The 23,709-nt window shown below is 38.3% G+C and carries 23 protein-coding genes; 11 read left to right on the forward strand and 12 right to left on the reverse strand.

The window, feature by feature from the left end; all coding sequences use genetic code 11:
* The first annotated feature begins 265 nt into the window (after positions 1 to 265).
* Complete coding sequence (locus tag M3Z76_RS17550; protein WP_293929352.1) at positions 266 to 1,753, forward strand: peptide MFS transporter; 1,488 nt, start codon at positions 266 to 268, stop codon at positions 1,751 to 1,753.
* Between the two features lie 163 nt (positions 1,754 to 1,916).
* Positions 1,917 to 2,747 (forward strand): GNAT family N-acetyltransferase, encoded by an 831-nt coding sequence (locus M3Z76_RS17555; RefSeq protein WP_293929354.1) that lies wholly within the window; start codon positions 1,917 to 1,919, stop codon positions 2,745 to 2,747.
* 92 nt (positions 2,748 to 2,839) lie between these two features.
* Here the strand turns inward: M3Z76_RS17555 and M3Z76_RS17560 are convergent, their stop codons facing one another.
* From M3Z76_RS17560 to M3Z76_RS17575, 4 genes are all read right to left on the reverse strand, one after another.
* The gene (locus M3Z76_RS17560) at positions 2,840 to 4,003 is read right to left on the reverse strand and encodes a M20 metallopeptidase family protein (RefSeq protein ID WP_363319905.1); all 1,164 of its coding nucleotides are present in this window, start codon (positions 4,001 to 4,003) and stop codon (positions 2,840 to 2,842) included.
* Positions 4,004 to 4,118: 115 nt separating this feature from the next.
* Positions 4,119 to 5,522 (reverse strand): YfcC family protein, encoded by a 1,404-nt coding sequence (locus tag M3Z76_RS17565; RefSeq protein WP_293929356.1) that lies wholly within the window; start codon positions 5,520 to 5,522, stop codon positions 4,119 to 4,121.
* 187 nt (positions 5,523 to 5,709) lie between these two features.
* Complete coding sequence (locus M3Z76_RS17570) at positions 5,710 to 6,642, reverse strand: cation diffusion facilitator family transporter (protein ID WP_293929358.1); 933 nt, start codon at positions 6,640 to 6,642, stop codon at positions 5,710 to 5,712.
* 12 nt (positions 6,643 to 6,654) lie between these two features.
* The gene (locus tag M3Z76_RS17575) at positions 6,655 to 6,969 is read right to left on the reverse strand and encodes an ArsR/SmtB family transcription factor (protein WP_293929360.1); all 315 of its coding nucleotides are present in this window, start codon (positions 6,967 to 6,969) and stop codon (positions 6,655 to 6,657) included.
* A 331-nt stretch (positions 6,970 to 7,300) separates the two neighbouring features.
* Between M3Z76_RS17575 and M3Z76_RS17580 the strand changes: the two genes are divergently transcribed.
* The 6 genes from M3Z76_RS17580 (at position 7,301) to M3Z76_RS17605 (ending at position 12,137) form a co-directional block, all read left to right on the forward strand.
* Positions 7,301 to 8,251: an ABC transporter permease gene (locus M3Z76_RS17580; protein WP_293929362.1), complete on the forward strand. Its 951-nt coding sequence runs from the start codon at positions 7,301 to 7,303 to the stop codon at positions 8,249 to 8,251.
* On the forward strand, positions 8,244 to 9,197 hold the full coding sequence (locus tag M3Z76_RS17585) for an iron chelate uptake ABC transporter family permease subunit (RefSeq protein ID WP_293929364.1): 954 nt from the start codon (positions 8,244 to 8,246) through the stop codon (positions 9,195 to 9,197). Before M3Z76_RS17580 ends, M3Z76_RS17585 begins: the two co-directional genes overlap by 8 nt.
* The gene (locus tag M3Z76_RS17590) at positions 9,194 to 9,955 is read left to right on the forward strand and encodes an iron ABC transporter ATP-binding protein (protein ID WP_293929366.1); all 762 of its coding nucleotides are present in this window, start codon (positions 9,194 to 9,196) and stop codon (positions 9,953 to 9,955) included. The genes M3Z76_RS17585 and M3Z76_RS17590 overlap by 4 nt, the downstream gene beginning before the upstream one ends.
* Positions 9,956 to 9,975: 20 nt before the next feature.
* Positions 9,976 to 10,992, forward strand: a complete 1,017-nt coding sequence (locus M3Z76_RS17595; protein WP_293929368.1) for a siderophore ABC transporter substrate-binding protein — start codon at positions 9,976 to 9,978, stop codon at positions 10,990 to 10,992.
* Between the two features lies 1 nt (position 10,993).
* Complete coding sequence (locus tag M3Z76_RS17600) at positions 10,994 to 11,308, forward strand: antibiotic biosynthesis monooxygenase family protein (RefSeq protein WP_293929370.1); 315 nt, start codon at positions 10,994 to 10,996, stop codon at positions 11,306 to 11,308.
* An 88-nt stretch (positions 11,309 to 11,396) separates the two neighbouring features.
* Positions 11,397 to 12,137: an alpha/beta hydrolase gene (locus tag M3Z76_RS17605; RefSeq protein WP_293929372.1), complete on the forward strand. Its 741-nt coding sequence runs from the start codon at positions 11,397 to 11,399 to the stop codon at positions 12,135 to 12,137.
* A gap of 159 nt (positions 12,138 to 12,296) precedes the next feature.
* On the opposite strand, the gene fumC is transcribed toward M3Z76_RS17605, so the two are convergent.
* From fumC to M3Z76_RS17625, 4 genes are read right to left on the reverse strand one after another with little or no spacing between them, the layout of a single operon-like run.
* Positions 12,297 to 13,688, reverse strand: a complete 1,392-nt coding sequence (fumC, locus tag M3Z76_RS17610) for a class II fumarate hydratase (protein WP_293929374.1) — start codon at positions 13,686 to 13,688, stop codon at positions 12,297 to 12,299.
* Positions 13,689 to 13,740: 52 nt separating this feature from the next.
* Complete coding sequence (locus M3Z76_RS17615; protein ID WP_293929376.1) at positions 13,741 to 14,751, reverse strand: ABC transporter substrate-binding protein; 1,011 nt, start codon at positions 14,749 to 14,751, stop codon at positions 13,741 to 13,743.
* Positions 14,748 to 15,521, reverse strand: a complete 774-nt coding sequence (locus M3Z76_RS17620) for an ABC transporter ATP-binding protein (protein WP_293929378.1) — start codon at positions 15,519 to 15,521, stop codon at positions 14,748 to 14,750. Before M3Z76_RS17620 ends, M3Z76_RS17615 begins: the two co-directional genes overlap by 4 nt.
* A 3-nt stretch (positions 15,522 to 15,524) precedes the next feature.
* Positions 15,525 to 16,526: a FecCD family ABC transporter permease gene (locus M3Z76_RS17625; RefSeq protein WP_293929413.1), complete on the reverse strand. Its 1,002-nt coding sequence runs from the start codon at positions 16,524 to 16,526 to the stop codon at positions 15,525 to 15,527.
* Between the two features lie 340 nt (positions 16,527 to 16,866).
* Between M3Z76_RS17625 and M3Z76_RS17630 the strand changes: the two genes are divergently transcribed.
* The 3 genes from M3Z76_RS17630 (at position 16,867) to zupT (ending at position 18,730) form a co-directional block, all read left to right on the forward strand.
* Entirely contained in the window at positions 16,867 to 17,178 is a 312-nt protein-coding gene (locus tag M3Z76_RS17630; RefSeq protein ID WP_293929380.1) for an antibiotic biosynthesis monooxygenase family protein, read from the forward strand.
* Complete coding sequence (locus M3Z76_RS17635) at positions 17,179 to 17,787, forward strand: phosphatase PAP2 family protein (RefSeq protein ID WP_293929382.1); 609 nt, start codon at positions 17,179 to 17,181, stop codon at positions 17,785 to 17,787. It abuts the gene before it with no gap.
* A 127-nt stretch (positions 17,788 to 17,914) separates the two neighbouring features.
* Positions 17,915 to 18,730, forward strand: coding sequence for a zinc transporter ZupT (gene zupT, locus M3Z76_RS17640; protein WP_293929384.1), 816 nt, complete (start codon positions 17,915 to 17,917; stop codon positions 18,728 to 18,730).
* A 50-nt stretch (positions 18,731 to 18,780) separates the two neighbouring features.
* Here the strand turns inward: zupT and M3Z76_RS17645 are convergent, their stop codons facing one another.
* The 4 genes from M3Z76_RS17645 to thrC form a co-directional block, all read right to left on the reverse strand.
* The gene (locus M3Z76_RS17645) at positions 18,781 to 20,832 is read right to left on the reverse strand and encodes a catalase (protein WP_293929386.1); all 2,052 of its coding nucleotides are present in this window, start codon (positions 20,830 to 20,832) and stop codon (positions 18,781 to 18,783) included.
* A 146-nt stretch (positions 20,833 to 20,978) separates the two neighbouring features.
* The gene (locus M3Z76_RS17650) at positions 20,979 to 21,623 is read right to left on the reverse strand and encodes an NAD(P)-dependent oxidoreductase (protein ID WP_293929388.1); all 645 of its coding nucleotides are present in this window, start codon (positions 21,621 to 21,623) and stop codon (positions 20,979 to 20,981) included.
* Positions 21,624 to 21,753: 130 nt separating this feature from the next.
* Positions 21,754 to 22,647, reverse strand: coding sequence for a homoserine kinase (gene thrB / locus M3Z76_RS17655; RefSeq protein WP_293929390.1), 894 nt, complete (start codon positions 22,645 to 22,647; stop codon positions 21,754 to 21,756).
* Positions 22,644 to 23,696: a threonine synthase gene (thrC, locus tag M3Z76_RS17660; RefSeq protein WP_293929392.1), complete on the reverse strand. Its 1,053-nt coding sequence runs from the start codon at positions 23,694 to 23,696 to the stop codon at positions 22,644 to 22,646. The genes thrB and thrC overlap by 4 nt, the downstream gene beginning before the upstream one ends.
* Positions 23,697 to 23,709: the final 13 nt, after the last annotated feature.

Here is a 23,709-nt window from a genome sequence, read left to right on the forward strand (position 1 = left end):
CGTAATTTTAAAAAATTAAAAATCAGGCACAGGAGCAGTCTAAGCTCTTAAAAAAATCGAATTATGAAATTGATTCATTTAAATAACATTAATAATAATTTATTTTCAGAAAATGGGGAAAATAAATTATATAATCAAATTTCTAACAAATAATATTATACTTGAAAAATAAATTCATATACTTTAATGTAATGAAATATAGTTATTTGGCGATCACTTTATTGTCAGAAACTTTAGAAACATTAAAACGGAAGAAGGCATTTGTATGTATAGTAAGGAAGAAATAGTCAAATCCGTTCCACAAAAAGGTTTCTTTGGACATCCTAAAGGTCTGTTTACATTGTTCTTTACAGAATTTTGGGAGCGCTTTTCTTATTATGGAATGCGCGCCATTTTAATCTTTTACATGTACTATGAGTTACATGAAGGTGGACTTGGCTTAGATCGTGTAACAGCGAACTCGATTATGGCGATTTATGGATCGTTAGTTTATATGTCTGGTGTAATTGGTGGTTGGCTAGCTGACCGCGTTTGGGGAACACGTAAAGCTGTATTTTATGGTGGTATTTTAATTATGCTTGGGCATATTGTTTTATCGTTCCCAGGTGCTTTAACTTCATTATTCATTTCGATGTTCTTTATCGTTATGGGGACAGGATTATTAAAGCCAAACGTATCAGCGGTTGTTGGTGATATGTATGCACCAAACGATAGCCGTCGCGATGCAGGCTTCAGCATTTTCGTTATGGGTATCAACATGGGTGCCTTTATTGCACCATTAATTGTTGGTGCTGTCTCTAAAAAATTGAATTTCCATTATGGCTTTGCGATTGCAGCTATTGGGATGCTGCTCGGCTTAATCATCTTCTGGTTTACTGCTAAGAAAAATTTAGGCTTAGCTGGTAGTGCACCAACAAACCCAATGGACAAAAATGATAAGAAAAAAGCAGCACGCAACTTTGTTATTGGAATTATCGCAATTATTGCACTTGGATATGTTGCCTATGCAACAGATAATTTAACTGTAAAAGCATTTAGTTTATTAATTACAACATTAGGTATTTTATTACCAACTATATTCTTTATTGTCATGTATCGCAGTCCAAAAACAACAGCGGATGAAAAGTCACGTCTGTTAGCATATATTCCATTATTTATTGCAGCAGTTATGTTCTGGGCAATTCAAGAGCAAGGTGCAACAATATTAGCAACATATGCGGATACACGTACAAACCTAATGGTTGGTAGCTTTGAAATTCCAGCAGCATGGTTCCAATCATTAAACCCATTATTTATCATTGCACTAGCACCACTGTTTGCATTGTTATGGGTGAAATGGGGAGATAAAGGACCATCCACACCAGTGAAATTTGTGTTTGCATTATTTTTCGCAGGTCTTTCGTTCATCGTTATGGTCATTCCATCACTTTTATCTGGTGGCGAAGCATTAATTAGCCCTTGGTGGTTAGTATTATCATTCTTCCTAGTAGTAATAGGGGAGTTGTTATTATCACCTGTTGGACTATCTGCAACAACGAAGCTAGCACCAGCGGCATTTGCAGCGCAAACAATGTCACTATGGTTTTTAGCAAGTGCTGCGGCACAAGCGGTAAATGCACAGCTTGTTCAAGTCTATGAGGTTGTGAGCGACATTACTTACTTCGGTATGATTGGCGGCGCATCCATCGTTTTAGGTTTAATTTTATTAGTATGTACACCACTTATTTCGAAAGCGATGCGTGGTGTAAAATAATTTGATAAAGCTACCATATAAATGTTTCGATTTATATGGTAGCTTTTTGTCATCTAACCCTAAAGTAAAATCTTTTTATTTTTATTGTTCTGTATATTCTGTTAAAAGATGATTTTCTACTATATAATAGAAGCAGAGCTATATCAAAGGAGGCTGTAAAGGTATGTTAGAATCTGTACAAATTAAGCAAGTAGAGGCCTTAGAGGAATTGGAGCAAATTCGTCAATTAGAGCAGGCTATTTGTGGAGAAGCGACACCGATTTATCAGCTTACTGCATATATGCAAAATGGAGGGTTTATCCTAGGTGCATATATAGAAGCACAGCTAATAGGCTTTAATTATAGCTATGCAGGCTTTGCGGATGAGGAGTATTATTTATATTCGCATTTAACAGCTGTAGCACGAGATTACAGAGAGCAAGGCGTCGCAGAGCTATTAAAGCTTTATCAAAAGGATATAGCTAGAGCGTATGGCTATAAAAAATGCAAATGGATTATTGATCCGCTCGAAGCAATTCATGGGCAAGGTAGCTTTACAAAATTGCGTGGCTACACATCGACTTATAAAAAAGATGTTCAGGGTCCATTGCAGGAAAGCTATAATAGCAAAATTCCATCGGACCGCTTAGTTGTTGAGCGCCTATTAAATGATGATGATATTGCACGCTGGGATGCACAAATTGAGGAGTTATTGGAGGGAGCGCAGGAGCTTGTCGAGTGGTCTTATACAGTGGATGGCTTACCAATGTTAAATAAGCAAGCACCATTTGATGCAACGCTAAATTATTATAGCGATGCTTATTTAGTGCCAATTCCTCAATATTTTTCAAAAATAAAAATAGAAAACCTAGCATTGGCAGAGGATTGGCGCTATAAAACGCGCACGATTTTCGAGACGCTGTTCAAGCAAGGCTATGCGATTGTACATTTAGTAAAAGGGCAGGAGCCGATGCATTTTTATTTATTTGTGAAAAAGAGCTTGTTTGCTTTATAAAATAAAAAAGAGGGCTGGAGTAGCACGATAGATGGTTATCTTCTTAAAATAAAGAAATGTTAGGGCGATAAAATCGACCTAACATTTTTTCTTTATGGACATAAGGTACGTGCAATATTTTCGAAGTAGCGGGCTCCGTAAATCAGCGCTTCTTCATCTAGCTTAAAGCGAGGGTGATGGAGTGGGAATACTTCACCAAAGCTTGGGTTATGCACCCCGATAAATTGCATAGAAGATGGAACAGCTTCAGAGAAGTCCGCAAAGTCTTCTGTGCCAAACATCGGGGCAGGTAGCTCGATGACACCTTTTTCGCCAACAATATCACCTGCAATTTGACGAGATAATTCAGTTAGCTTTGCATCATTTGTAACAGATGGGCAGCCTAACTCCCATGAAATTTCTGCACGTGCACCGTGCATTGTTGCAATACTTGTAACAATTGTTTCTAAATGTTGACGAGCGTCCACACGCACTTTAGCATCTAATGAGCGAATCGTGCCACCTAGCTCTGCTGTATCTGCGATAATATTTAATGCTGTTCCGCAATGGAATTTAGCAACTGTTAAAACAGGGGCTGAAAGGATTGGCATTTTGCGCGATACGATGGTTTGTAAAGCCATCACGATTTCTGATCCAATCACTAAAGGGTCGACAGCCACTTCTGGCATGGATGCATGGCTACCTCTGCCGAAAATTTTAATTTCAAAATCATCTGCTGCCGATGTTAATTTTCCATCCTTCATTGCAAATTGACCTGCTTCATAGTCTGGATTTACATGTAAAGCGAAGGCATAATCAACACCTTCTGTAATCCCTAATGCAACTAGCTCGGCTGCACCGCCAGGCGTTACCTCCTCTGCATGCTGGAAAACAAAACGAATCTCTCCATTAAAGTCTGTACCACGTTCAGCTAAAGCTTTTGCTGCCCCTAATAGCATGGCTGGATGTGCGTCATGCCCACAAGCGTGCATAACACCTGGATTTTGCGATTTAAACGGTACATCCGCTTCCTCTTGAATTGGTAATGCATCAATGTCTGCACGTAGCAAAATTGTATGCCCAGTGCCTTCTGTTTTTGTTCCTTTTAAAAAAGCACACACGCTCGTTTTTGTCATACGCTTCACTTCTAAATGAGGGAATGTTATCAATTGATCGTATATATACTGCGATGTTTGGTACTCTTGATGTGATAGCTCTGGATGGCTATGTAAATGCCTTCTCCATGCAATGACTTGCTGTTTTAAATCCGCTGACAAAATAATTCCTCCTTTTATTATCAATTATGCCGAGGTTTTAACTTCTTGCCACAAGCGTTTGTACACCTACTGAAAAGCAACCTAAATTGAGGTGGGCTACTTCTACTGAAAGAAGTTAAAATGGGCCATAGTTCATCGCATGAGCGATAATTAATAAAATAATCGCTAAAGCTGTTTGGATAAGGAAATAAGGGAATACCCATTTTACCCATTTAGCAAACGGAATACCTGCAATTGCAAGCCCGGCTAATAATACACCGCTTGTTGGGATGACCATGTTTGAAATCCCATCACCAAATTGGAAGGCTAACACTGCTGTTTGTCGTGATACCCCAATTAAATCGGCTAAAGGTGTCATAATTGGCATTGTTAAAGCAGCTTGTCCACTACCAGATGGTACTAAGAAGTTCAAACATAGCTGCAATAGGAACATCCCAATTGCATTAATTGAAGCTGGTAGCGAGCTAACGATACTTGCCACATAATAAAGAATTGTATCAATTAAACCACCTGTTGTTGTGATTACTAATATTGCTTGAGCGAAACCAATAATTAATGCGCCTTCAACCATCTCACGAGCACCGCCAATGAAGCCATCTGCCATATCATTAAGGCGCATACCACAAATAAGGCTCATAATAATACTGCTTAAAAGGAAGATTCCTCCTATTTCACTAATATACCATTGGAATTTAATAACCCCTACAACTAAAGCAATGAAATTCAGTAATAAGACAATCAATGCTAATAAATGGCGCGTGCTCATTTTGAAGCTAAGGTCGATTTTTACTGTCTCTTCTCGCTTGAATTTTCCGTAGATACCTAACTCAGGATTCTTTTTCACCTTTTTCGCATGACGATAAATATAAGCGACCGTTAAAATGTAAAATACAATAAATACAATGATGCGGTAGCCCATACCTGAATACATAGGTAATTCAGCAATTGTTTGCGCCACCCCAATATTGAAGGGGTTAGTAATTCCGGACGTAAAGCCTGTTGCTAATGTGCCAAGCATCACAATCGCAAAACCTGTCAGTGCATCCATGCCGAGCGCCATTGTTAAGGGAATGATAATCGCAATGTAAACAAGCGTATCCTCCGCAGAACCAATTAGCGAGCCTAAACAAGCAAAGATAAAAACAAAGATAGGAATGAGTATGTATTCCTGTTTACCGAATTTAGCGGCAGTGACTTTAATAAACGAATCAATCGCCCCTGTTTTTTGCATAATGCCTAACGCACCGCCAAATAAAAATACGAATAAAATAATGGAAGCCCCTTCAAGCATACCTAAATGTACGCTATTGAACATTTCCAAAAAGCCAACAGGGCTTGATTCAACAAACTGGAATGACTCAGGGTCTACGACTGTACGTCCGTTATTGTCGACCCTTTCATATTTACCAGCAGGAACAATATACGTTAAAATCGTCATAATGATAATAATAATGAACATTAATACAAACGCATTGAGCCCCTTAGGCTTTTGGTCTTTTGTAGATTGTGGATGATTCATATTATCGCCTCCCTATATTTTCCGATAAGCGGAAATAATTTTCGTACAGCAGAAATTATAGTTTTAAGTATAGAAAGTTCTTTTGCTTTAGTCAATTAAATTTTCAGATTATTCTATGAACTGTTGTTGGAGAGAAAGAAAAAGTAGATGTACGCTAAAAAATTAACGATACATCTACTTAATTGAATTAATGATGATGCTCAGGAGCTGCTTCTAGCGTGCAAAGAATTGCCTCATCGTGATGATGATTTGCTGGCTCCATTTGCAATGCAATATGATGAATCCCTTGATGCTGTAGCAAATGCTCAATCGAATGTGTGATTTTATTGCTTTCAGCAACTGTTAGCTGTTCATCAACTACGATATGACAGGAGAAGGCATGAAAGCCACTTGTGATTGTCCAAGCATGGACATCGTGAATGCCTTTAACACCTTCTACTTTTGCTATTGCTTGAACGACTTGATTAATATCAACATCTGCTGGTGTGCCCTCCATTAAAATATGAATCGCCTTTTTGGCTACGAAATAGCCGCTACGTAACACAAGAATAGCTACAATAACACTTGCTAACGGGTCAGCCCAGCCCCAACCAAAAAACATGATGAACAATGCAGCAATAATTGCACCAACTGAGCCGAGCATATCGCTTATTACATGTAAAAAAGCGCCTCGCATATTTAAATTTTCCTCTGTATCAGCACCTCTCATCATAATCCATGCGACTAAAATATTTACAGCAAGTCCAATGGAGCTAATAATAAGCATACCTACTGTGGCTACCTCTGGTGGATTAACAAAACGCTCAATTGCTTCATAAAAAATAATTAAGGCAATCGCAACTAATGTAACACCGTTAAATAATGCTGCTAAAACTTCAAAGCGTTTATAGCCGAATGTTTTATTATACGTAACGGCTTTTTCACCCAATTTAAAAGCAATCAAGGCAATAGCTAATGAAATTGAGTCACTGAACATATGTCCAGCATCAGACAGTAGGGCGAGACTTTTTGTCAGGACGCCCCCAACTGCTTCAACGAGCATATATGTCGTAATAATTAAAAAGGAAATGAGCAATATTTTTTTGTTATTTGTGTGTGCATGGTTGTGTTCATGTCCCATCTGTCCTTCCTCCTAATGTGCAGCATGCTCAATTGCTTGCTGTAGTAAGTTCATAATATGGTCATCGTCCTTTGTGTAGTAAAGTGTTGTGCCTTCACGTCGGAACTTTACTAATCGCAGGTTTTTTAAAAAGCGTAGCTGATGAGATACTGTCGATTGGCTTAAATCCAACGTTTCAGCGATATGGTTGACAGAATGTTCACCGCAGCAAAGTAAATTTAAAATGCGTATCCTTGTTGGATCACTTAATGCTTTAAATGTTTGAGATACAACGAATAAAGTTTCCTCGTCTAAATGATTTATTTGTTGATGATCGTTATTTTGCATGTATGTGCACCACCTATATTCATATATGTTCACTTGTTCATATATGAATATAATTCTTTTATATGAATATGTCAATATTTCTTCTTCTTTTTGCCGTATTTTCATTAAAATCAAGAATAATTCTCAATTAGCTGTTGACTGCTGAGAAAAAGGTGCTTATAATTGGGACTGTTGATAGTGATAATTGTTCTCAACATACTGTTGTCACTAGTTTAAATGTAATGGTGTTAGATTTCTTCTTGTAAAATGAGAGATTTGCATTTGTTACGACGAGCTTTGTCTTGATTCAGAGGAATTGAGATAAACAATAATAAATCTACCGGGGATTGTTATGAAAATAAGATATCTTTTAACTGCAACAATTGTTTTATCAATTCTGTCACTTTTTATTGGGGTTATCAATATTAAGCCGACTGATTTGCTTGATTTCCAATCTGAGGAAACAAGGTTATTCCTTATAAGCCGTGTACCTAGACTTGTCGCTATTTTGCTAGCAGGCGCAGGGATGAGTATTGCTGGTTTAATTATGCAAAGCTTAAGTCGCAATAAATTCGTGTCACCAACAACAGCAGGTACACTTGATGCGACAAAATTAGGCGTGCTAGTTTCGATGATGATATTTACAAGCGCAAGCTATTTACAAAAAATATCGCTTGCTTTCATATTTGCATTAGCTGGAACGCTGCTATTTATGCAAATACTAAACCGCATTAAATTCAAAGATGCGATTTTCATTCCATTGATCGGCTTAATGTTTGGTAATATTTTATCTTCTATTACGACATTCTTTGCGTACAAAGCAAATATTATACAAAATATGTCAGCTTGGCTACAGGGGAATTTTGCATTAATTATGAAAGGTCGTTATGAGCTTTTATACATAAGTGTACCAGTGCTAATATTAGCATACATTTATGCTAACCGCTTTACTGTTGCGGGTATGGGAGAGGACTTTGCAAAAAATTTAGGTCTATCCTATAAATTTGTTGTGAATTTAGGCTTAGTGCTAGTAGCTCTTATTTCAACAACAGTGGTGCTAACTGTCGGTATGATTCCATTCCTTGGATTAATTATTCCGAACATGGTCTCTTTATTTAAAGGAGATAATTTAGCGAAAACATTACCGCATACGGCATTGCTTGGGATGTCATTCTTATTAATATGCGATATTTTAGGACGCGTTATTATTTATCCTTATGAAATACCGATTAGCATGACAGTCGGTGTGATTGGCAGTGCCATCTTCCTAATCATGTTGTTTAGGGGGAGAGCATATGCGTAATCGTACGAAAATGTTGGTTTTATTGGGCTTAGCGATTATAAGTGTGGCACTTTACGTTTTTTATCAACTAAATGGAAATTATCATTATGCATTTCCACGCCGCCTTGTGAAAGTATGTGCTATGGCATTAACAGGTGTTGCCATTGCCTATTCGACTGTTGTCTTCCAAACAATTACACATAATCGTATTTTAACACCGAGTGTAATGGGGCTTGATGCACTTTATATGATGGTGCAAACAATCATTTTTTTCCTTTTTGGCTCTGTTTCAATTTTTGTGTTAAATGCGTATGTTAACTTTTTGACAGCAACGGCAGCAATGATTTTATTTGCAATGATTTTCTATCGCTTGCTATTTAAAGAAGGTAAGCGCCCAATTTATTTTTTATTATTAGTAGGGATGATTGTTGGTACATTTTTAGGTAGTGTCACAACATTCATGCAAGTATTGATTGACCCTAATGAGTTTTTAAACTTACAAAGCAAAATGTTTGCTAGCTTTAATAATGTCAATACGAATTTAGTTTGGCTAGCAGGTATTGTTATTTTGTTAACATTTATTTATGGCTGGCGTCATATGAGACAGCTTGATGTTATGTCTCTTGGACGCGATACAGCGATTAACTTAGGTGTGCCGTATGATAAGCTTGTCCAACGTATGTTGATTATTTCTTCTATATTAATTGCTGTTTCAACTGCGCTTGTTGGACCTATCACTTTCTTCGGTTTAATCGTAGCGAATTTGTCTTATCAATACTTTAAAACGTATAAACATTCTATATTAATTGTAGGCTCTTGTTTAATGAGCGTTGTTGCTTTAGTTGGTGGACAGTTTGTCGTAGAGCGAATTTTTAGCTTTACAACAACATTGAGTGTGATTATAAACTTTATAGGTGGCGTATACTTTATCTACCTATTATTAAAGGAAAGTAGGTCTGCAGCATGATTCAAGTAAAGGAAATTACGAAATACTTTGGGAAGAAGCCAGTTGTGCAAGATGTCAGCATCGATATCGCACCACGTAAGATTACATCATTTATCGGTCCTAATGGTGCAGGTAAATCAACCCTTTTATCAATGGTAAGCCGTTTAATGAATGCTGATACTGGCGAAGTACTACTTGATAAATCAGATGTACGTCGTTGGAAATCAGAGGAATTTGCAAAGCGTGTATCCATTTTAAAGCAGTCTAATTTTATGAATGTTCGCTTAACGATTCGTGAACTAGTAGGCTTTGGCCGTTTTCCATATTCAAAAGGGCATTTAAAGCCTGAGGATGAAGTGAAAATTGATGAAGCGATTGAATACATGAATTTAGCTGATATTCAGCATAATTATTTAGATGAATTATCTGGCGGTCAACGCCAACGTGCCTTCATCGCAATGGTTATTGCACAGGACACAGAGTACATTTTATTAGACGAACCTTTAAACAATTTGGATATGAAACACTCTGTACAAATAATGAAAATTTTGCGTAAGCTTGTAGATGAATTAGGGAAAACGGTTATTATTGTTCTACATGATATTAACTTTGCTTCAGTTTACTCAGACTATATCGTCGCATTAAAAGATGGGCGAGTAGTCAAAAATGGTCCAACACAGGACATTATTAATTCAATTGCATTAAAAGAAATTTATGATATGGACATCCCCGTTCAAGAACAGAATGGTTGTCGCATTTGCGTATATTTTAATTCATAAAAATGGAGGAATATTTCAAAATGAAAAACTGGAAATTACTTACTTTGTTAATGGCTATGATGCTGTTAGTATTAGCAGCTTGTGGTTCAAAGGATAAAGAAGAAGGAACAGCTTCAACAGAAGGTGAAGGTCAACAAGAGGAAAATAAAACTGAAGAAGCAGCATATTCAGTAACAATCCCAGGTAGCACAATCGAAGGTCGCGATGGTAACACAGTATTTGAAGAAGTAACACTTGATAAAAAACCAGAAAAAGTAGTTGTATTTGACAATGGTTTCCTTGATACTTTAGATGCTTTAGGTGTAGAAGTAACAGCAGTAGTTCAAGGTTCTATGCCAGCATATTTAAGCAAATTTGAAGACTCTAAATATGAAAATGCAGGTACTTTATTCGAGCCAGATTATGAAAAATTATCTTCAATTCAACCAGATATCATTTTCATCTCTGGTCGTGCAGCAGCAGCATACGCAGAGCTTTCTAAAATTGCACCAACTGTTTATGTAGGTGTTGATAACAAAAACTTCTTAGAGTCATTTAAAGCGAATGTTGAATTAGCAGGTAAAATTTTTGACAAAGAACAAGAAGCAGCAGATGCATTTGCTGCATATCAAGCAAAAGTAGATGAAGTAAAAGCTGCAACAGGTGCTTCTGAAGAAAAAGCATTAGTTGTTTTAGGTAGCGAAGGTGCGTTATCTGCATATGGTAGCGGTTCACGTTTTGGCGTAGTACATGATGTATTTGGTGCAAAACAAGCTGATGACAAGATCGAAGCTTCAACACATGGTATGGAAGCATCATTTGAATATGTACTTGATGTAAACCCAGATATTTTATTTGTAGTTGACCGTGATGCAGTTGTAAATGAAAACGGCGAATCAGGTACAAAAGGTGCAATCGAAAATGAAATCGTTAGTGGTACGAATGCTGTGAAAAACGGCAAAGTATTCTACTTAAATCCAGAAACTTGGTACTTATCAGGTGGCGGTTTACAATCAGAAACTTCAAAAGCTGAAGATGTGTTAAAGGCATATAAATAATATGTTTGTACAAATCAAACGTATCGTAGTCACTGAAGGAAATTCAGAAAAGATTGTAGAACGCTTTGGTTCAAAGTCAGGAGAGCCTTCTCTATTAGAAAGACAGCCAGGCTTTTTAGATAAACAAGTATTAGTAAAAAAGGTTCGCCGTGGTGATGAAGAAGTGCTAGTCATGGTTCGTTGGGAATCAGAGGAAGCATGGAAAAACTGGGAGAAGAGCCCTGAGCACATCGCTGGTCATAAAGCGAGTGCTGGTCAGCCTAAACCAGAGTTCGTTATCGAAAGTGGACAAGAAGTATATTATGTAAAAGGTTAAAAATGTGCGTTCGAAAGAAATTTCGAACGCCTTTTTTGTAGGCGAAAATCATGCTTCGTTCATCATAATAAGGAAAAGGGGAGTTCAGATGAATTTTGATATAACATCAGCACATACAAATTATACGTATCATATTAATGTTTACGTACCAGAGGTGGATATGCCAGAGGAAGGATTTTCGGTTGTTTACGTATTGGATGGCTCTTCGTATTTTCATTTTGTAAAAGAAATTGTTCGTTTACAAAGTATCAATGCAGCAAAAACGGAAGTGTTTCCTTCGATTATCGTTGGAGTTGGTCATGGTGAGGATATGCGAATGCGCCGGTTTTATGATTTTACTGCACCAGCAGAGAGCTATGTTTATCCAGAGAAATTTAGGGGAGCATTTGATGGGCAGCATGGTGGTGCAGCGGACTTCAGTCGTTTTTTAGAGGAAGAATTGAAGCCAATTATTCAAGCGGATTATCCAGTAAATAAAAGCAAAGAAATATTATTTGGACATTCTTTAGGAGGCTATTTCGCACTTTGGCAATTGTTTAATGCACCAGCTAGCTATTATAAATACATTGCGATTAGCCCGTCTATTTGGTGGAATGAGCATGAATTATTCCAATATGCAGATGCATTTTTAGCAAAATATAGCGAGCTACCAGCTAAATTATTTACAGGTGCTGGTAGTCTGGAAGAATTTATGGTCGATGATGCACAGAAGATGGCACAGCAATTAAGCGCAGTAATGGATACGGCATTTTATGTTGCTCCGGATGAAAATCACGGATCGGTTGTGCCAACGATTATGAGTCGTGCCTTACGCTTTGTGAATAATTAAAAAAACGCTTGAAATCAAAGTAGCAAACTTGATTTCAAGCGTTTTTGTTTTTGCGTGCGAAATGGAGCTTTTAATGTGCGAAAAGCGCATTTGAACGTGCAGATTTAGACTCTTTGCATGCGAAATACTACTTCTTACGTGCAATTCATTACCTTTAGCCTATTTCACATTCGGATAGATCATCGTTTTCGGGTCGACATATTGCTCAAATTGTTCCTCTGTTAATAAGTCGGTTGCAATCGCAGCCGCCTTTAATGTCGTGCCTTCCTTATGAGCTTTTTTCGCAATTTTCGCAGCGTTTTCATAGCCGATATAAGGATTTAATGCTGTTACGAGCATCAGTGAGTTTTCTAAATTATGTTGCAGTACCTCTAAGTTTGGCTCAATGCCTTCTGCGCAATGATTGTTAAAGGATTTCATTGCATCTGCTAGTAGCTGCGTAGATTGTAGGAAGTTATATAAAATAACTGGTTTAAAGACGTTTAACTCAAAATTCCCTTGTGAGGCAGCAAAGGCGATTGTTGCGTCATTGCCAACAACTTGTGTGACAACCATTGTTAATGCCTCACTTTGTGTTGGATTGACTTTACCAGGCATAATCGATGAGCCAGGCTCGTTTTCTGGAATCGTAATTTCTCCAATACCTGAGCGAGGTCCACTTGCTAGCCAGCGTACATCGTTGGCGATTTTCATTAAATCGACAGCTAGTGCCTTTAATGCGCCATGTGCAACAACAGCCTCGTCATGGCTCGTTAATGCATGAAATTTATTCGGTGCTGATATGAACGCTTTATTCGTTAATTGGCTAATTTCTGCTGCTACACGTTCGCCGAATTCAGGGTGTGCATTAATTCCTGTACCAACAGCTGTACCGCCAATTGCTAGCTCTTTCATATATTCAATATTGTGCTGAATCATGCGTTCAGATTTCTCAAGCATGGCAACCCAGCCGCTGATTTCTTGACCTAGTGTTAAAGGTGTAGCATCTTGTAAATGTGTACGTCCAATTTTAATGATGTCTTTAAATTGCTCTGCTTTATTTGCAAGTGTCTCCTTTAAAAGACGTAAGCGAGGTAATAAATAATCCTCTACCTTCAAGACAGCTGCGATATGCAATGCTGTTGGAAACGTGTCATTCGAGCTTTGTGATTTATTGACATCGTCATTTGGATGGATAATAGCTCCTTCGCCAACTTCTTGCAAAATCTGGTTTGCTCGGTTAGCAATCACTTCATTGACATTCATATTTGTTTGTGTACCACTACCTGTTTGCCATACAACAAGAGGGAATTGGTCATCCCATTGCCCATATAAAATTTCGTCAGCTACTTGCCGAATCATTTGAGCTTTTACAGGAGAGAGCTTACCTAGCTGCTCGTTGACAATCGCCGCGCTTTTTTTCAAAATCGTCATAGCCTGAATAAGCTCAATCGGCATTTGCTCTGAGCCGATTTGGAAATTCTCCTTGCTGCGCTGTGTTTGTGCACCCCATAATTTATTAGCAGGTACTTTAATTTCACCCATTGTATCCTTTTCAATACGATATTCCATTTGAAAACCACTCCTTTATCATTAGTTTTCCCTATTATTTTAGGAGGAAACATTATTTAAATAATTCAGGGTACATTTCTTTCGCTAATATTTCCATCCCGTCGATTGTGTTGTAGCCATAGCCGAATAAATAATTATAATCAACGATATAAATTTCCTTGTTTTTAATTGCTTTCATACTTGACAGCTTAGGGTTTTCATAAATTGCATCGTGTACATGGGATAAGTCTGAGCCATCAAAGTTCGGTAAAATTAATACATCTGGGTCTGTAGAAATGAGCGTTTCAAGACTTACGTCACCAGTTACATCTTTAAATACATTATCTAGCTTTACCATATTAAAAGCGTCATGGAAAAATGATTCCCCATGTGCTGACCAAACATATAAGTCCTTAGGGTCATTTGTATGCAAGTAGGCAAATGTTTTATTTTCTGTAATGCTCTCTAAACCTCTTGCAATGGCCTCTTCTTTTGCTTTTAATTCATCAATAAAGCTTTGTGCTTTATCTTGTACGCTGAAAATATGGCCAAGATTTTCAATGTCCTTGTAAACAGAGTCGTATGTACCACCTGTGACAGACGATTCTAATACATATGTTTTCACGCCCATTTCATTTAATGAGTCAACTGTACCAACGCCCCAATCGGCATTGTCAAACAGTCCACCTCGACCATATACTAAATCAGGGTTTGTACCAAGGGTTACCTCTTTACCAACATATTCAGAGCTTAAAATTGGCAGTTTCGCATAGTCTTCAGCAACTGTAGGATCTGGTGCTCCGAAATCTGCGCCAACCCCAACGATTTTATCGCCAAGTCCTAAATGTAGCAATAGCTCCGCAGCAGGGCGTGTATTCGCCATAATGCGTTTTGGTGCTTTATCAAATACTTGCTCCTTCTTCGTCCATTCGCTTCCACCTTCAGCCTTTGCGAAGTTTTCGATTGTTAGAGGATAATGTGCTTCACTTACTTTTTCCTCTGTTTTCTTATCTGATGAATTGCCGCAAGCTGCTAGCAATAGCATTGTCGCTAAACCGATACCAAGTAATGTTTTCTTTTTCATAATGATCCTCCTAAGCCATAAGCAAATCCTAATCCGTTTGTCACAGGATTGATGTACGTTTGGCATTTTATTTGATATAAAGCTTCAATTGTAGCTGGTGTTAATACTTCAGTTGGTGTACCATGTGCATAGATTTCACCATCTTTGACTGCGTATATGTAATTACAGTAATGTGCAGCCATTTCTAAATCATGAAGGGCAGCAAGCACGCCGATATTTAATTCCTTTACACAGGATAGTATTTCGATTTGATAACGAATATCTAAGTGATTCGTCGGTTCGTCTAAAATCATAAATTTAGGCTGCTGAGCAATTGTTCGTGCTAAAATAACACGCTGCTTTTCACCACCTGATAAGGATAGAAAGCTGCGTTCTTTATAGGATTGCAAATTTGTACGTGCCAATGCCTCTTCTACAATTTCATAATCTTTCCTCGTATCCGATTCGAGCATTTTTTTATGTGGTGTTCTGCCTAACATAACCATTTGGTGGACAGATAAATCGAAGTGCATTTCATTAAATTGTCCAACGACACCTAGCTGCTGTGAAACCTTTTTTTCAGGTGATTTCAACACATTTAAATCATCTAAAAAAACAGTTCCTTGCTTTGGCGTTAAGCTTTTATAAATGCTTTTTAGCAAGGTGGATTTCCCACAGCCGTTTGGACCAATTAAGCCGACGAATTGCTTCTTTTTCACAAGGACAGAAACGTTTTTGACAATGTCCTTTTTTCCAAATGTAACGGCAATGTTTTGTGCTGTTAGTTCCATCGTTTACCCTCCAAAGTTGTAGCCTTTTTTAATAATCATATAAATGAACAGTGGCGAACCAATAACAGATGTAATAATACCGATTGGCAATTCTACATTGGCAATAAGCGTTCTTGATAGGATGTCTGCCCAAATCATAAATAGACCACCTAATAGCAATGTGCCAAGCATGAGTCGCTTATGGTCAGCACCGAAAATACCACGTGCGATATGTGGAATAATTAAACCGACAAAGCCAATCATTCCTGCATAAGCAACCATTGTTCCTGTAACAAGCGCTGTTAGCACCATATACAGCTTGCGGAAAATACTTAAATTAATGCCTAGCGTAATTGCTGATTCATCGCCTAGCAGCATCGTATTTAAAATGCGATGCTGGAACAGGAAGAAAATTGCGCCAAGCACAACGACGATAATTAAAATCGGCGTTTTCTCCCAGCTAGCAGAAGCTAAGCTGCCCATAGACCAAAAGGTAACAGTTTTAATTCCTTCTGCATTATTGGCAAAAAAGATAATCAAGCTAGAGAAGGAGCCACAAAGAGCGCCGATCACTACCCCTGATAAGACCAGCTTGACAGATGTTGCTTTGCCACCAATGCTTGATAATAGCAAAACAGCCATCGAGGTCAGCATAGCCCCTGTAAATGCACCAAATGCTACACCAAATTGAGCGAGTAGTGCATTGCTACCAAATCCAACAAGTATCGCAAAGGTAGCTCCTAAAGAAGCGCCTGAAGAAATTCCAAGTATGTATGGGTCAGCAAGTGGATTTTGCACAACTGCTTGCATGACAACGCCACATAAGGCAAGACCAATACCGATAAGTAAAGCAAAAATAATACGTGGCATTCTCACTTGCAAAATGATATTTAAATAGGATTCATTTTCTATATGCTCAAGTGAGCCGAGCTTGCCGTTAGTGATGGTATGCAAAAGTATGTCCATCGATTGCCTAAATGGGATACTCACTTGCCCGATAGATACAGAATACACAGCGGATAGCATAATGGCGCAAATTAATAGCAAAATAATTAAATAGTAGAGTTTGTTCGTTCTTGACGATTTTATAGCTTGTGTATCCAAAGGAAAATTCACCTCATTTTTTATTGATAATGATTATCATTATCGACTAATCCATTCTAATCTATATTTTTTGAAAAAACAATGCTGATTTTTCATATCCGATAAAAAATATTTCTCACGACATTGAAAAACGTTGAAACATCTTATATTTCTTATCATAATAAGTGAGGGGGAGTGACAGAAGACAGCTTAACAGTATATGTTAATGTATATAGTGCGATTTCTATGCAATATACAATGGCTTTGAAAGGGAGATATGCACATGTTTGTTCAAATGAAATACTTTATTGTCAAGGTAGGTCATTCATCTAAAGTAATCGATTGCTTTGTGCGCAAGTATGGCGAAGGACCATCGATTATGGAACAACAGCAAGGTTTTTTAAATAAAGAATTGTATGTGAAAAAAGTGGATACAAATAGTGAAGAGGTTGTTGTACTAATTTATTGGGAATCTGAGGCACATTGGAAAAATTATGATAATTGTATCTCATCAAATGAACAACTACAATTTGCACAATTGGACTATATTCTTGAATGTTGTTATACAAACTTTCAAGTTAAAGGAGAAGTATAGATGAAAAAATGGATTTATAGCTTGGCTGTTATTACATTAGGTTTATTTATAATGCTACGTTTCAGCTATGAAACGCCGACATTCATGTCTTTTGATGAAAATTTAGTAAAATTACTTGGTGGTAATGAACTCATTATTTTTTTCCATTATATCGGTGAGCCTATTTTCGTTGTAATCGTAGCGCTAATCCTTGTTTTTTGGCAATGGAGAAAGGGGAATTATCGTGCGATTGTCTTTGTATTATTGACGATTGCAGCAGGCAATGTACTTAATCAATTATTAAAAAAATGGATTGAGCGTCCCCGCCCAGATATTGCAGATCAATTATTATCTTTTAGTTTTCCATCAGGGCATTCAATGACAGGGGCATTGTATTTATTAACAATCGCTTATTTGTTATCAGAGGGGCTAGGACGTAGCAAAAAAGCATTGCTTGTTTGGCTTGTTGCTATCATTTTAATATGCTTTATCGGCTTATCGCGCATTGCGGAAAGTCGCCATTTTGCTACAGATGTCTTGGCAGGATGGAGCGTTGGCTATACTTGGTTTGTTGTATGTATGATGTGGTATGAGCGTGGTAAGAAGAGAGCTGTTGAGAAAATAGGTTAAGCCTATTTTCTTAACGGCTTTTTGAATGTTGGGCTATTACATAAAATATTTCCTAATAAAATAAAGTTGTCTAAAGGAAACTTGTTGCGTATAATACGATTAAGCTAGTTAAAGAGAGGAAATAATTATGGATGATAATGTATTATTAGCACTCGGTTTAACACTTTTTGCAGGTTTGGCAACTGGTGTAGGTAGTTTAATAGCATTCTTTACCTCAAGAACCAATACAAAATTTTTATCTGGTGCACTTGGTTTTTCAGCAGGTGTTATGATTTATGTATCGCTTGTTGAAATTTTTGTAAAGGCAAAAGATTCATTAACGCATGCGCTCGGTGAAACGAACGGTTATTGGATGACGCTTGCAGGCTTTTTCGGAGGAATGATTTTTATCGCATTAATTGATAAATTTATTCCGAATAAAAATAATCCACATGAAGTGCGTACTGTTGAAGATGTAAATGCAGTGGAAGGAAAGCCATTAGCGGATGCAGATAAACTCATGAAAATGGGGACATTTACAGCATTAGCAATAGCGATTCATAACTTTCCAGAAGGTATCGCCACATTTATGTCTGCATTGCAAGATCCGAATTTAGGGATTGCGATTGCCATAGCAGTTGCAATTCATAATATTCCAGAAGGAATTGCTGTTGCTGTACCAATTTTCTTCGCAACAGGTATTCGTATGAAAGCTTTTCGCTTATCGCTGCTATCTGGTTTAGCAGAGCCTGTTGGGGCATTTGTTGCTTATTTAATTTTAATGCCATTTTTAAATGATGTAATGTTCGGTGTCGTATTTGCGGGTGTAGCGGGTATTATGGTATTTATTTCACTAGATGAGCTATTGCCAGCAGCGAAGAAATATGATGAAACACATATATCTATTTATGGTTTAGTGGCCGGTATGGCTGTGATGGCGATTAGCTTAGTAATGTTAGCATGATAAAAAGTCGATTTGCACCAAACATTTTGGTAGCAATCGACTTTTTGTATTCAAATATAAATATCTCGATCCCAAAAGCGTTGCTTTGCGATATTTTGGATAAATTGCTGTGAGAAATTTGGATTTGCTGTAGCAAAAAGAATACCGTCACTTGCTTTTGCCCGCGTTGCATTGAAAAATGGCACTCCTGTTGTGGCAATCCCGATCGGCTTATAGTTTTGATAAACTTGGCGAATGAAGGCAGTCATATCGCTATTAAATTTTGCCTGATTTGCTGACGTGCCACCAACGACATATAATGCATCATATAAAACAGGAGAAGTCGTTAAAAACGTAGCATCTACTTCAAACGTTTGCCCATTTACAGCTTTTACAGGCTCAAATGTTTCTGCAATCATTTGATAGCGCACACCATAACGTTTAAATTCCTTAGTAACCTGCTCTAGCTCTTGGGCATTAAATTGATTACCAATAATAATCGCTACACTTAAAGTTTGCGGAACGAATACGGTATTTTGCTGGCTTAGTGCAGGAGAGGATGCTGTGACATCAACTTGTTGATTTGTTGGTTTATTTACTGCAAGACGTTCAGCGAGCGTTGTGGCTAGTGAATAATCGATATGTGCAAGCATATCAACGACTTGCTGCCGAACACTGCGACTCTCGACTTTCCCTACCTCAAAGGAAAAGGCATCTAAAATATGCTGTTTTTCTACAGGTGACATACTATTCCAAAAAAGTCGTGCTTGTGAGAAGAAATCATCAAACGACTTGCTGCGTCCTTGAATAACACGCCCTTCTACCTTTTCAGGATAATGCACATAGCCACCTTCTGCTGCAGTGCTTGTAGCAGGTGTATTATTCGCTAAAGAATTTTTATGATAGCTTACTCTGCCAGTATTAATCATTTGGCGGCTGAAGCCATTACGTTGGTTATTGTGGAAAGGGCAAAGTGGACGGTTAATCGGTATTTCCGTAAAGTTAGGACCACCTAAACGCAATAGCTGGGTATCTAAATAAGAAAATAGCCGTCCTTGCAGCAATGGGTCATTTGAAAAATCAATGCCCGTTACGACATTACCTGGATGAAAGGCTACTTGTTCAGTTTCTGCAAAAACATTATCGACATTGCGATTTAAAGTGAGCTTGCCGATTTTTTTGACAGGAATGAGCTCCTCAGGCCAAACCTTTGTAGCATCTAATAGATCGAAATCATATTTAAATTCATCTGCTGGATCAATCATTTGCACACCAAATTCATATTCAGGATAAAAGCCTGCTTCAATGGCCTCCCATAAATCACGACGCTGAAAATCAGGGTCTGCACCACCGATTTTTTGCGCCTCATCCCATATAAGTGAGTGTACACCAAGCACAGGCTTCCAATGGAATTTAACGAATTTACTTTGCCCCGACGCATTTACGAAGCGAAAGGTATTCACACCGAAGCCTTCCATCATGCGGTAATTTTTGGGAATAGCTCTATCAGACATCAGCCACATAATCATATGGGCTGTTTCTTGATTATTCGCAACGAAATCCCAAAACGTATCATGGGCAGAGGAAGCTTGTGGTATTTCGTTGTGTGGCTCCGGCTTGACTGCATGGATAATATCAGGGAATTTAATAGCATCTTGAATAAAGAAAACGGGAATATTATTGCCAACTAAATCGAAAATTCCTTCTTCCGTATAAAATTTCACCGCAAAGCCACGGACATCACGTGCTGTATCGTTAGAGCCTGAGCTCCCAACAACATTCGAAAAACGCACAAAAACAGGCGTTTTTGTGCCCGCCTTTTGTAAGAAATGAGCTCTTGTAAACTCGGACATTGATTCGTATAGCTCAAATTCACCATGGGCAGCATAGCCGCGTGCATGTACGACCCTTTCAGGGATACGCTCATGGTCAAAATGTGTAATTTTCTCACGAAAATGAAAATCCTCCATCAAAGTGGGCCCACGCAAGCCCGCCTTTAAAGATTCCTCATCATTGGATATTCGCACTCGCTGATTCGTTGTCATCTTCGTGCCATCATTATTTACTTTGTATTCATTCAGTTGCTGTAGTTTTTTATTTTCGTTATCATGATTATCCTTCATAAAACCCTCCTTCATAATGCTTTGTACAGCGTATGAGTTTCATAGGGGAGTTATGAGGGTGCCTGGCACACAAACAATTCTGAAAATTAGATACAATTTACATAGAAAAACCTAAGTCATGTTGGAGCATAACTTAGGTTAGTATATTAGCTAGCAGAGGTGGTATTTTCAGAAGCTACAGTAAAAGCTTCGTTAATATGCTTGGCATTTTCAATTTCATCAATTACGGCTACCGCAAAGTCAGCTTGGCTAATGTAGCTATTAAGCTGTGAATTTGTTAGTAAATAATCATGTCCAGTAATGTAGTGACCTGTGCGTGGACCTTCTGCATCAAACATCAGCGCAGGACAAATAAAAGTCCATGCGATAGAGGATTGCTGTAGGTGTTGTAGATTTTGTAGCTGATATTTAGCCGCAGCTGTTAATTGCGCAGGGTAATCCTCACTATCGAGTAAACGTACAATTTTATCTTTATTTGTAAATAAGCAGCCTGAGCTACCGATATCGATTAAGCGTGTTTGTATTGGTTGCAAAATAGATATTAAATGCTTGCCTGCGTCTACATATAAGTGCTCCTCACCACTTTTTGGAGCAAAGGCATTGACGATACAATCGAATTTTTCTATATCTGATGTTGTTAAATGAAATAAATCCTTTTCAAGAGTTTGGACATCATCTTTTAATGTCGCTTGATTACGCACAATCGCGGTTGTATCATACTCTCTCATTGTAGATTCTCTTAATATATTACTACCTGCTTGTCCAGCAGCTCCAATAACTGCGATTTTCATGAACATTTCCCCTTTCGTCAATCGAGTGTTAGTACTATACCCGCTTTGCTGAAAAAGTATGCACAACATAAAATAAATCTCAAAAAGCGTGAAATAAAAAAGGAGCGTATCCGAAGATCACTCCTATTGCTTATAGTGGTGTTACAACAATTCCATGACAATCAGCATTCGTTAATACAATGCGATGTGAAGGAAATTGTTTTTGCATACTAACAACGAATTCATCAGCACTTGACTTGGGGATAATCGAAATCAATGTTGGACCAGCACCGCTTAATGCGGTCCCATATGCGCCAGCCTGCTTGGCAGCTTGGCGAATTTCGGCATAGCTAGGAATTAACTGTGCGCGGAAAGGCTCATGAAATAAATCAGATTCCATATAGCGACCGATACGCTCATAATCTTTCGCAATTAAAGCAGCGGCAAGCATATTAGCTGTAGCGCTCGCTTTAACTGCATATGGACGCTCTAGCTGTGCAGGGAGAACGCCGCGCGCCTCGGCAGTTTTCAGCTCTACATCAGGAATGAAAAGCACAAAGGCCGCATCTACATCTTGTACATGAATTGTATCGACAATGCCATTCTCTGTCATAGAAGAAATCGTCAGGCCACCTAAAACAGATGCTGTTGCATTGTCAGGATGTCCCTCTATTTGTGATGAAATATTAAGCTTGTCTTGTTCAGATAGCTGTAAATCACATAATAAATTTGCTAGCTCGATGCCTGCAACAATAGCGGCAGCACTGCTCCCAACACCACGTGCTAAAGGAAGCTCGCTTGTCATAACGACATGACAGCCTGGCAGTGCTTGTTGATAACGCTCTGCAACTTGTTTCGCAATTTGATAAATTAAGTGATTTTCGACTGTTGTGTCTGCTGGGACATGCTCACCTTGATGAACAAATTCCCATTCAGTTTGAGGTGTTGCTTCTAATGTTAAATAAAGTGACAAACCGAGCCCAATTGAATCAAAGCCGGGCCCGAGGTTTGCTGTACTGCCAGGAACTTTTATTTGCCAGCTCATAGAACGCCCTCAATATATTTACGAATTTCTTCTTCATCGTTTTTCAACGACACTAAATCCACCGTTGACACGTCCATTGCCGTATCTGGATCTTTTAAGCCATTACCAGTGAACACCGTTACGACTTGGCTACCTTGTGGAATAAGACCGGCTTTCACGGATTTAATGACACCTGCAAGTGAAGCGGCTGAACCTGGCTCAACGAAGACGCCTTCCTTGCCTGCGATTAACTTATAAGCAGCTAAAATTTCTTCATCTGTTACAGAATCAATGATGCCACCTGATTCATCACGTGCAGCCTCTGCTAATTTCCAGCTAGCTGGGTTGCCGATACGGATTGCTGTTGCCACTGTTTCAGGGTTTGCAATTGGCTCGCCCTTAACGATTGCAGCAGCACCTTCTGCTTCAAAGCCAAACATTTTTGGTAAGCCTGATTTTTTTGCTTCATTATAATCTTTAAAGCCTTTCCAATAAGCAGAAATATTGCCTGCGTTACCGACTGGAATACATAGAAAGTCGGGTGCTTTTCCTAGTGCATCCACAATTTCAAAGGAAGCAGTTTTTTGCCCTTCGATACGGTATGGATTGACGGAATTTACAAGTGCAACAGGCGTTGTTTCGCTAATGCGGCGAACGATATTTAAGGCATCGTCAAAGTTGCCATCAATTTCAATAATTTTTGCACCATACATCGTTGCTTGCGCTAATTTCCCTAATGCTACTTTTCCTTTTGGGATGACAACGATGGATTGAATGCCTGCACGCGTTGCGTAAGCAGCAGCTGCAGCAGATGTGTTGCCTGTAGAAGCACAAATAACGCATTGTGCACCATCCTCAATCGCCTTTGCTACTGCAAATACCATACCGCGATCTTTAAAGGAGCCTGTTGGATTTGCGCCTTCAATTTTTCCGTATAGCTCAATACCTAGCTCCTTAGATAAATTTACTAAATGTACTAATGGTGTATTTCCTTCATTTAAAGTTAAAGCTGGTGTATTTTCAGTAACGGGCAAATATTGTTTATATTCTTCAATTAAACCTTTCCACATAACGAGATAGCTC

Source organism: Metasolibacillus sp. (assembly GCF_025291715.1).
GTDB lineage: Bacteria > Bacillota > Bacilli > Bacillales_A > Planococcaceae > Metasolibacillus > Metasolibacillus louembei.

Bases quoted from the DNA above. Each gene is read 5' to 3' on its own strand.
- M3Z76_RS17580 (WP_293929362.1), top strand. From the start codon at position 7,301: ATGAAAATAAGATATCTTTTAACTGCAACAATTGTTTTATCAATTCTG.
- M3Z76_RS17635 (WP_293929382.1), top strand. From the start codon at position 17,179: ATGAAAAAATGGATTTATAGCTTGGCTGTTATTACATTAGGTTTATTT.
- M3Z76_RS17570 (WP_293929358.1), bottom strand. From the start codon at position 6,642: ATGGGACATGAACACAACCATGCACACACAAATAACAAAAAAATATTG.
- M3Z76_RS17645 (WP_293929386.1), bottom strand. From the start codon at position 20,832: ATGAAGGATAATCATGATAACGAAAATAAAAAACTACAGCAACTGAAT.
- M3Z76_RS17575 (WP_293929360.1), bottom strand. From the start codon at position 6,969: ATGCAAAATAACGATCATCAACAAATAAATCATTTAGACGAGGAAACT.
- M3Z76_RS17625 (WP_293929413.1), bottom strand. From the start codon at position 16,526: ATGCTATCCGCTGTGTATTCTGTATCTATCGGGCAAGTGAGTATCCCA.
- M3Z76_RS17600 (WP_293929370.1), top strand. From the start codon at position 10,994: ATGTTTGTACAAATCAAACGTATCGTAGTCACTGAAGGAAATTCAGAA.
- zupT (WP_293929384.1), top strand. From the start codon at position 17,915: ATGGATGATAATGTATTATTAGCACTCGGTTTAACACTTTTTGCAGGT.
- M3Z76_RS17620 (WP_293929378.1), bottom strand. From the start codon at position 15,521: ATGGAACTAACAGCACAAAACATTGCCGTTACATTTGGAAAAAAGGAC.
- M3Z76_RS17585 (WP_293929364.1), top strand. From the start codon at position 8,244: ATGCGTAATCGTACGAAAATGTTGGTTTTATTGGGCTTAGCGATTATA.
- thrC (WP_293929392.1), bottom strand. From the start codon at position 23,696: ATGTGGAAAGGTTTAATTGAAGAATATAAACAATATTTGCCCGTTACT.
- M3Z76_RS17605 (WP_293929372.1), top strand. From the start codon at position 11,397: ATGAATTTTGATATAACATCAGCACATACAAATTATACGTATCATATT.
- M3Z76_RS17555 (WP_293929354.1), top strand. From the start codon at position 1,917: ATGTTAGAATCTGTACAAATTAAGCAAGTAGAGGCCTTAGAGGAATTG.
- fumC (WP_293929374.1), bottom strand. From the start codon at position 13,688: ATGGAATATCGTATTGAAAAGGATACAATGGGTGAAATTAAAGTACCT.
- M3Z76_RS17595 (WP_293929368.1), top strand. From the start codon at position 9,976: ATGAAAAACTGGAAATTACTTACTTTGTTAATGGCTATGATGCTGTTA.
- M3Z76_RS17550 (WP_293929352.1), top strand. From the start codon at position 266: ATGTATAGTAAGGAAGAAATAGTCAAATCCGTTCCACAAAAAGGTTTC.
- M3Z76_RS17590 (WP_293929366.1), top strand. From the start codon at position 9,194: ATGATTCAAGTAAAGGAAATTACGAAATACTTTGGGAAGAAGCCAGTT.
- thrB (WP_293929390.1), bottom strand. From the start codon at position 22,647: ATGAGCTGGCAAATAAAAGTTCCTGGCAGTACAGCAAACCTCGGGCCC.
- M3Z76_RS17630 (WP_293929380.1), top strand. From the start codon at position 16,867: ATGTTTGTTCAAATGAAATACTTTATTGTCAAGGTAGGTCATTCATCT.
- M3Z76_RS17650 (WP_293929388.1), bottom strand. From the start codon at position 21,623: ATGAAAATCGCAGTTATTGGAGCTGCTGGACAAGCAGGTAGTAATATA.
- M3Z76_RS17565 (WP_293929356.1), bottom strand. From the start codon at position 5,522: ATGAATCATCCACAATCTACAAAAGACCAAAAGCCTAAGGGGCTCAAT.
- M3Z76_RS17615 (WP_293929376.1), bottom strand. From the start codon at position 14,751: ATGAAAAAGAAAACATTACTTGGTATCGGTTTAGCGACAATGCTATTG.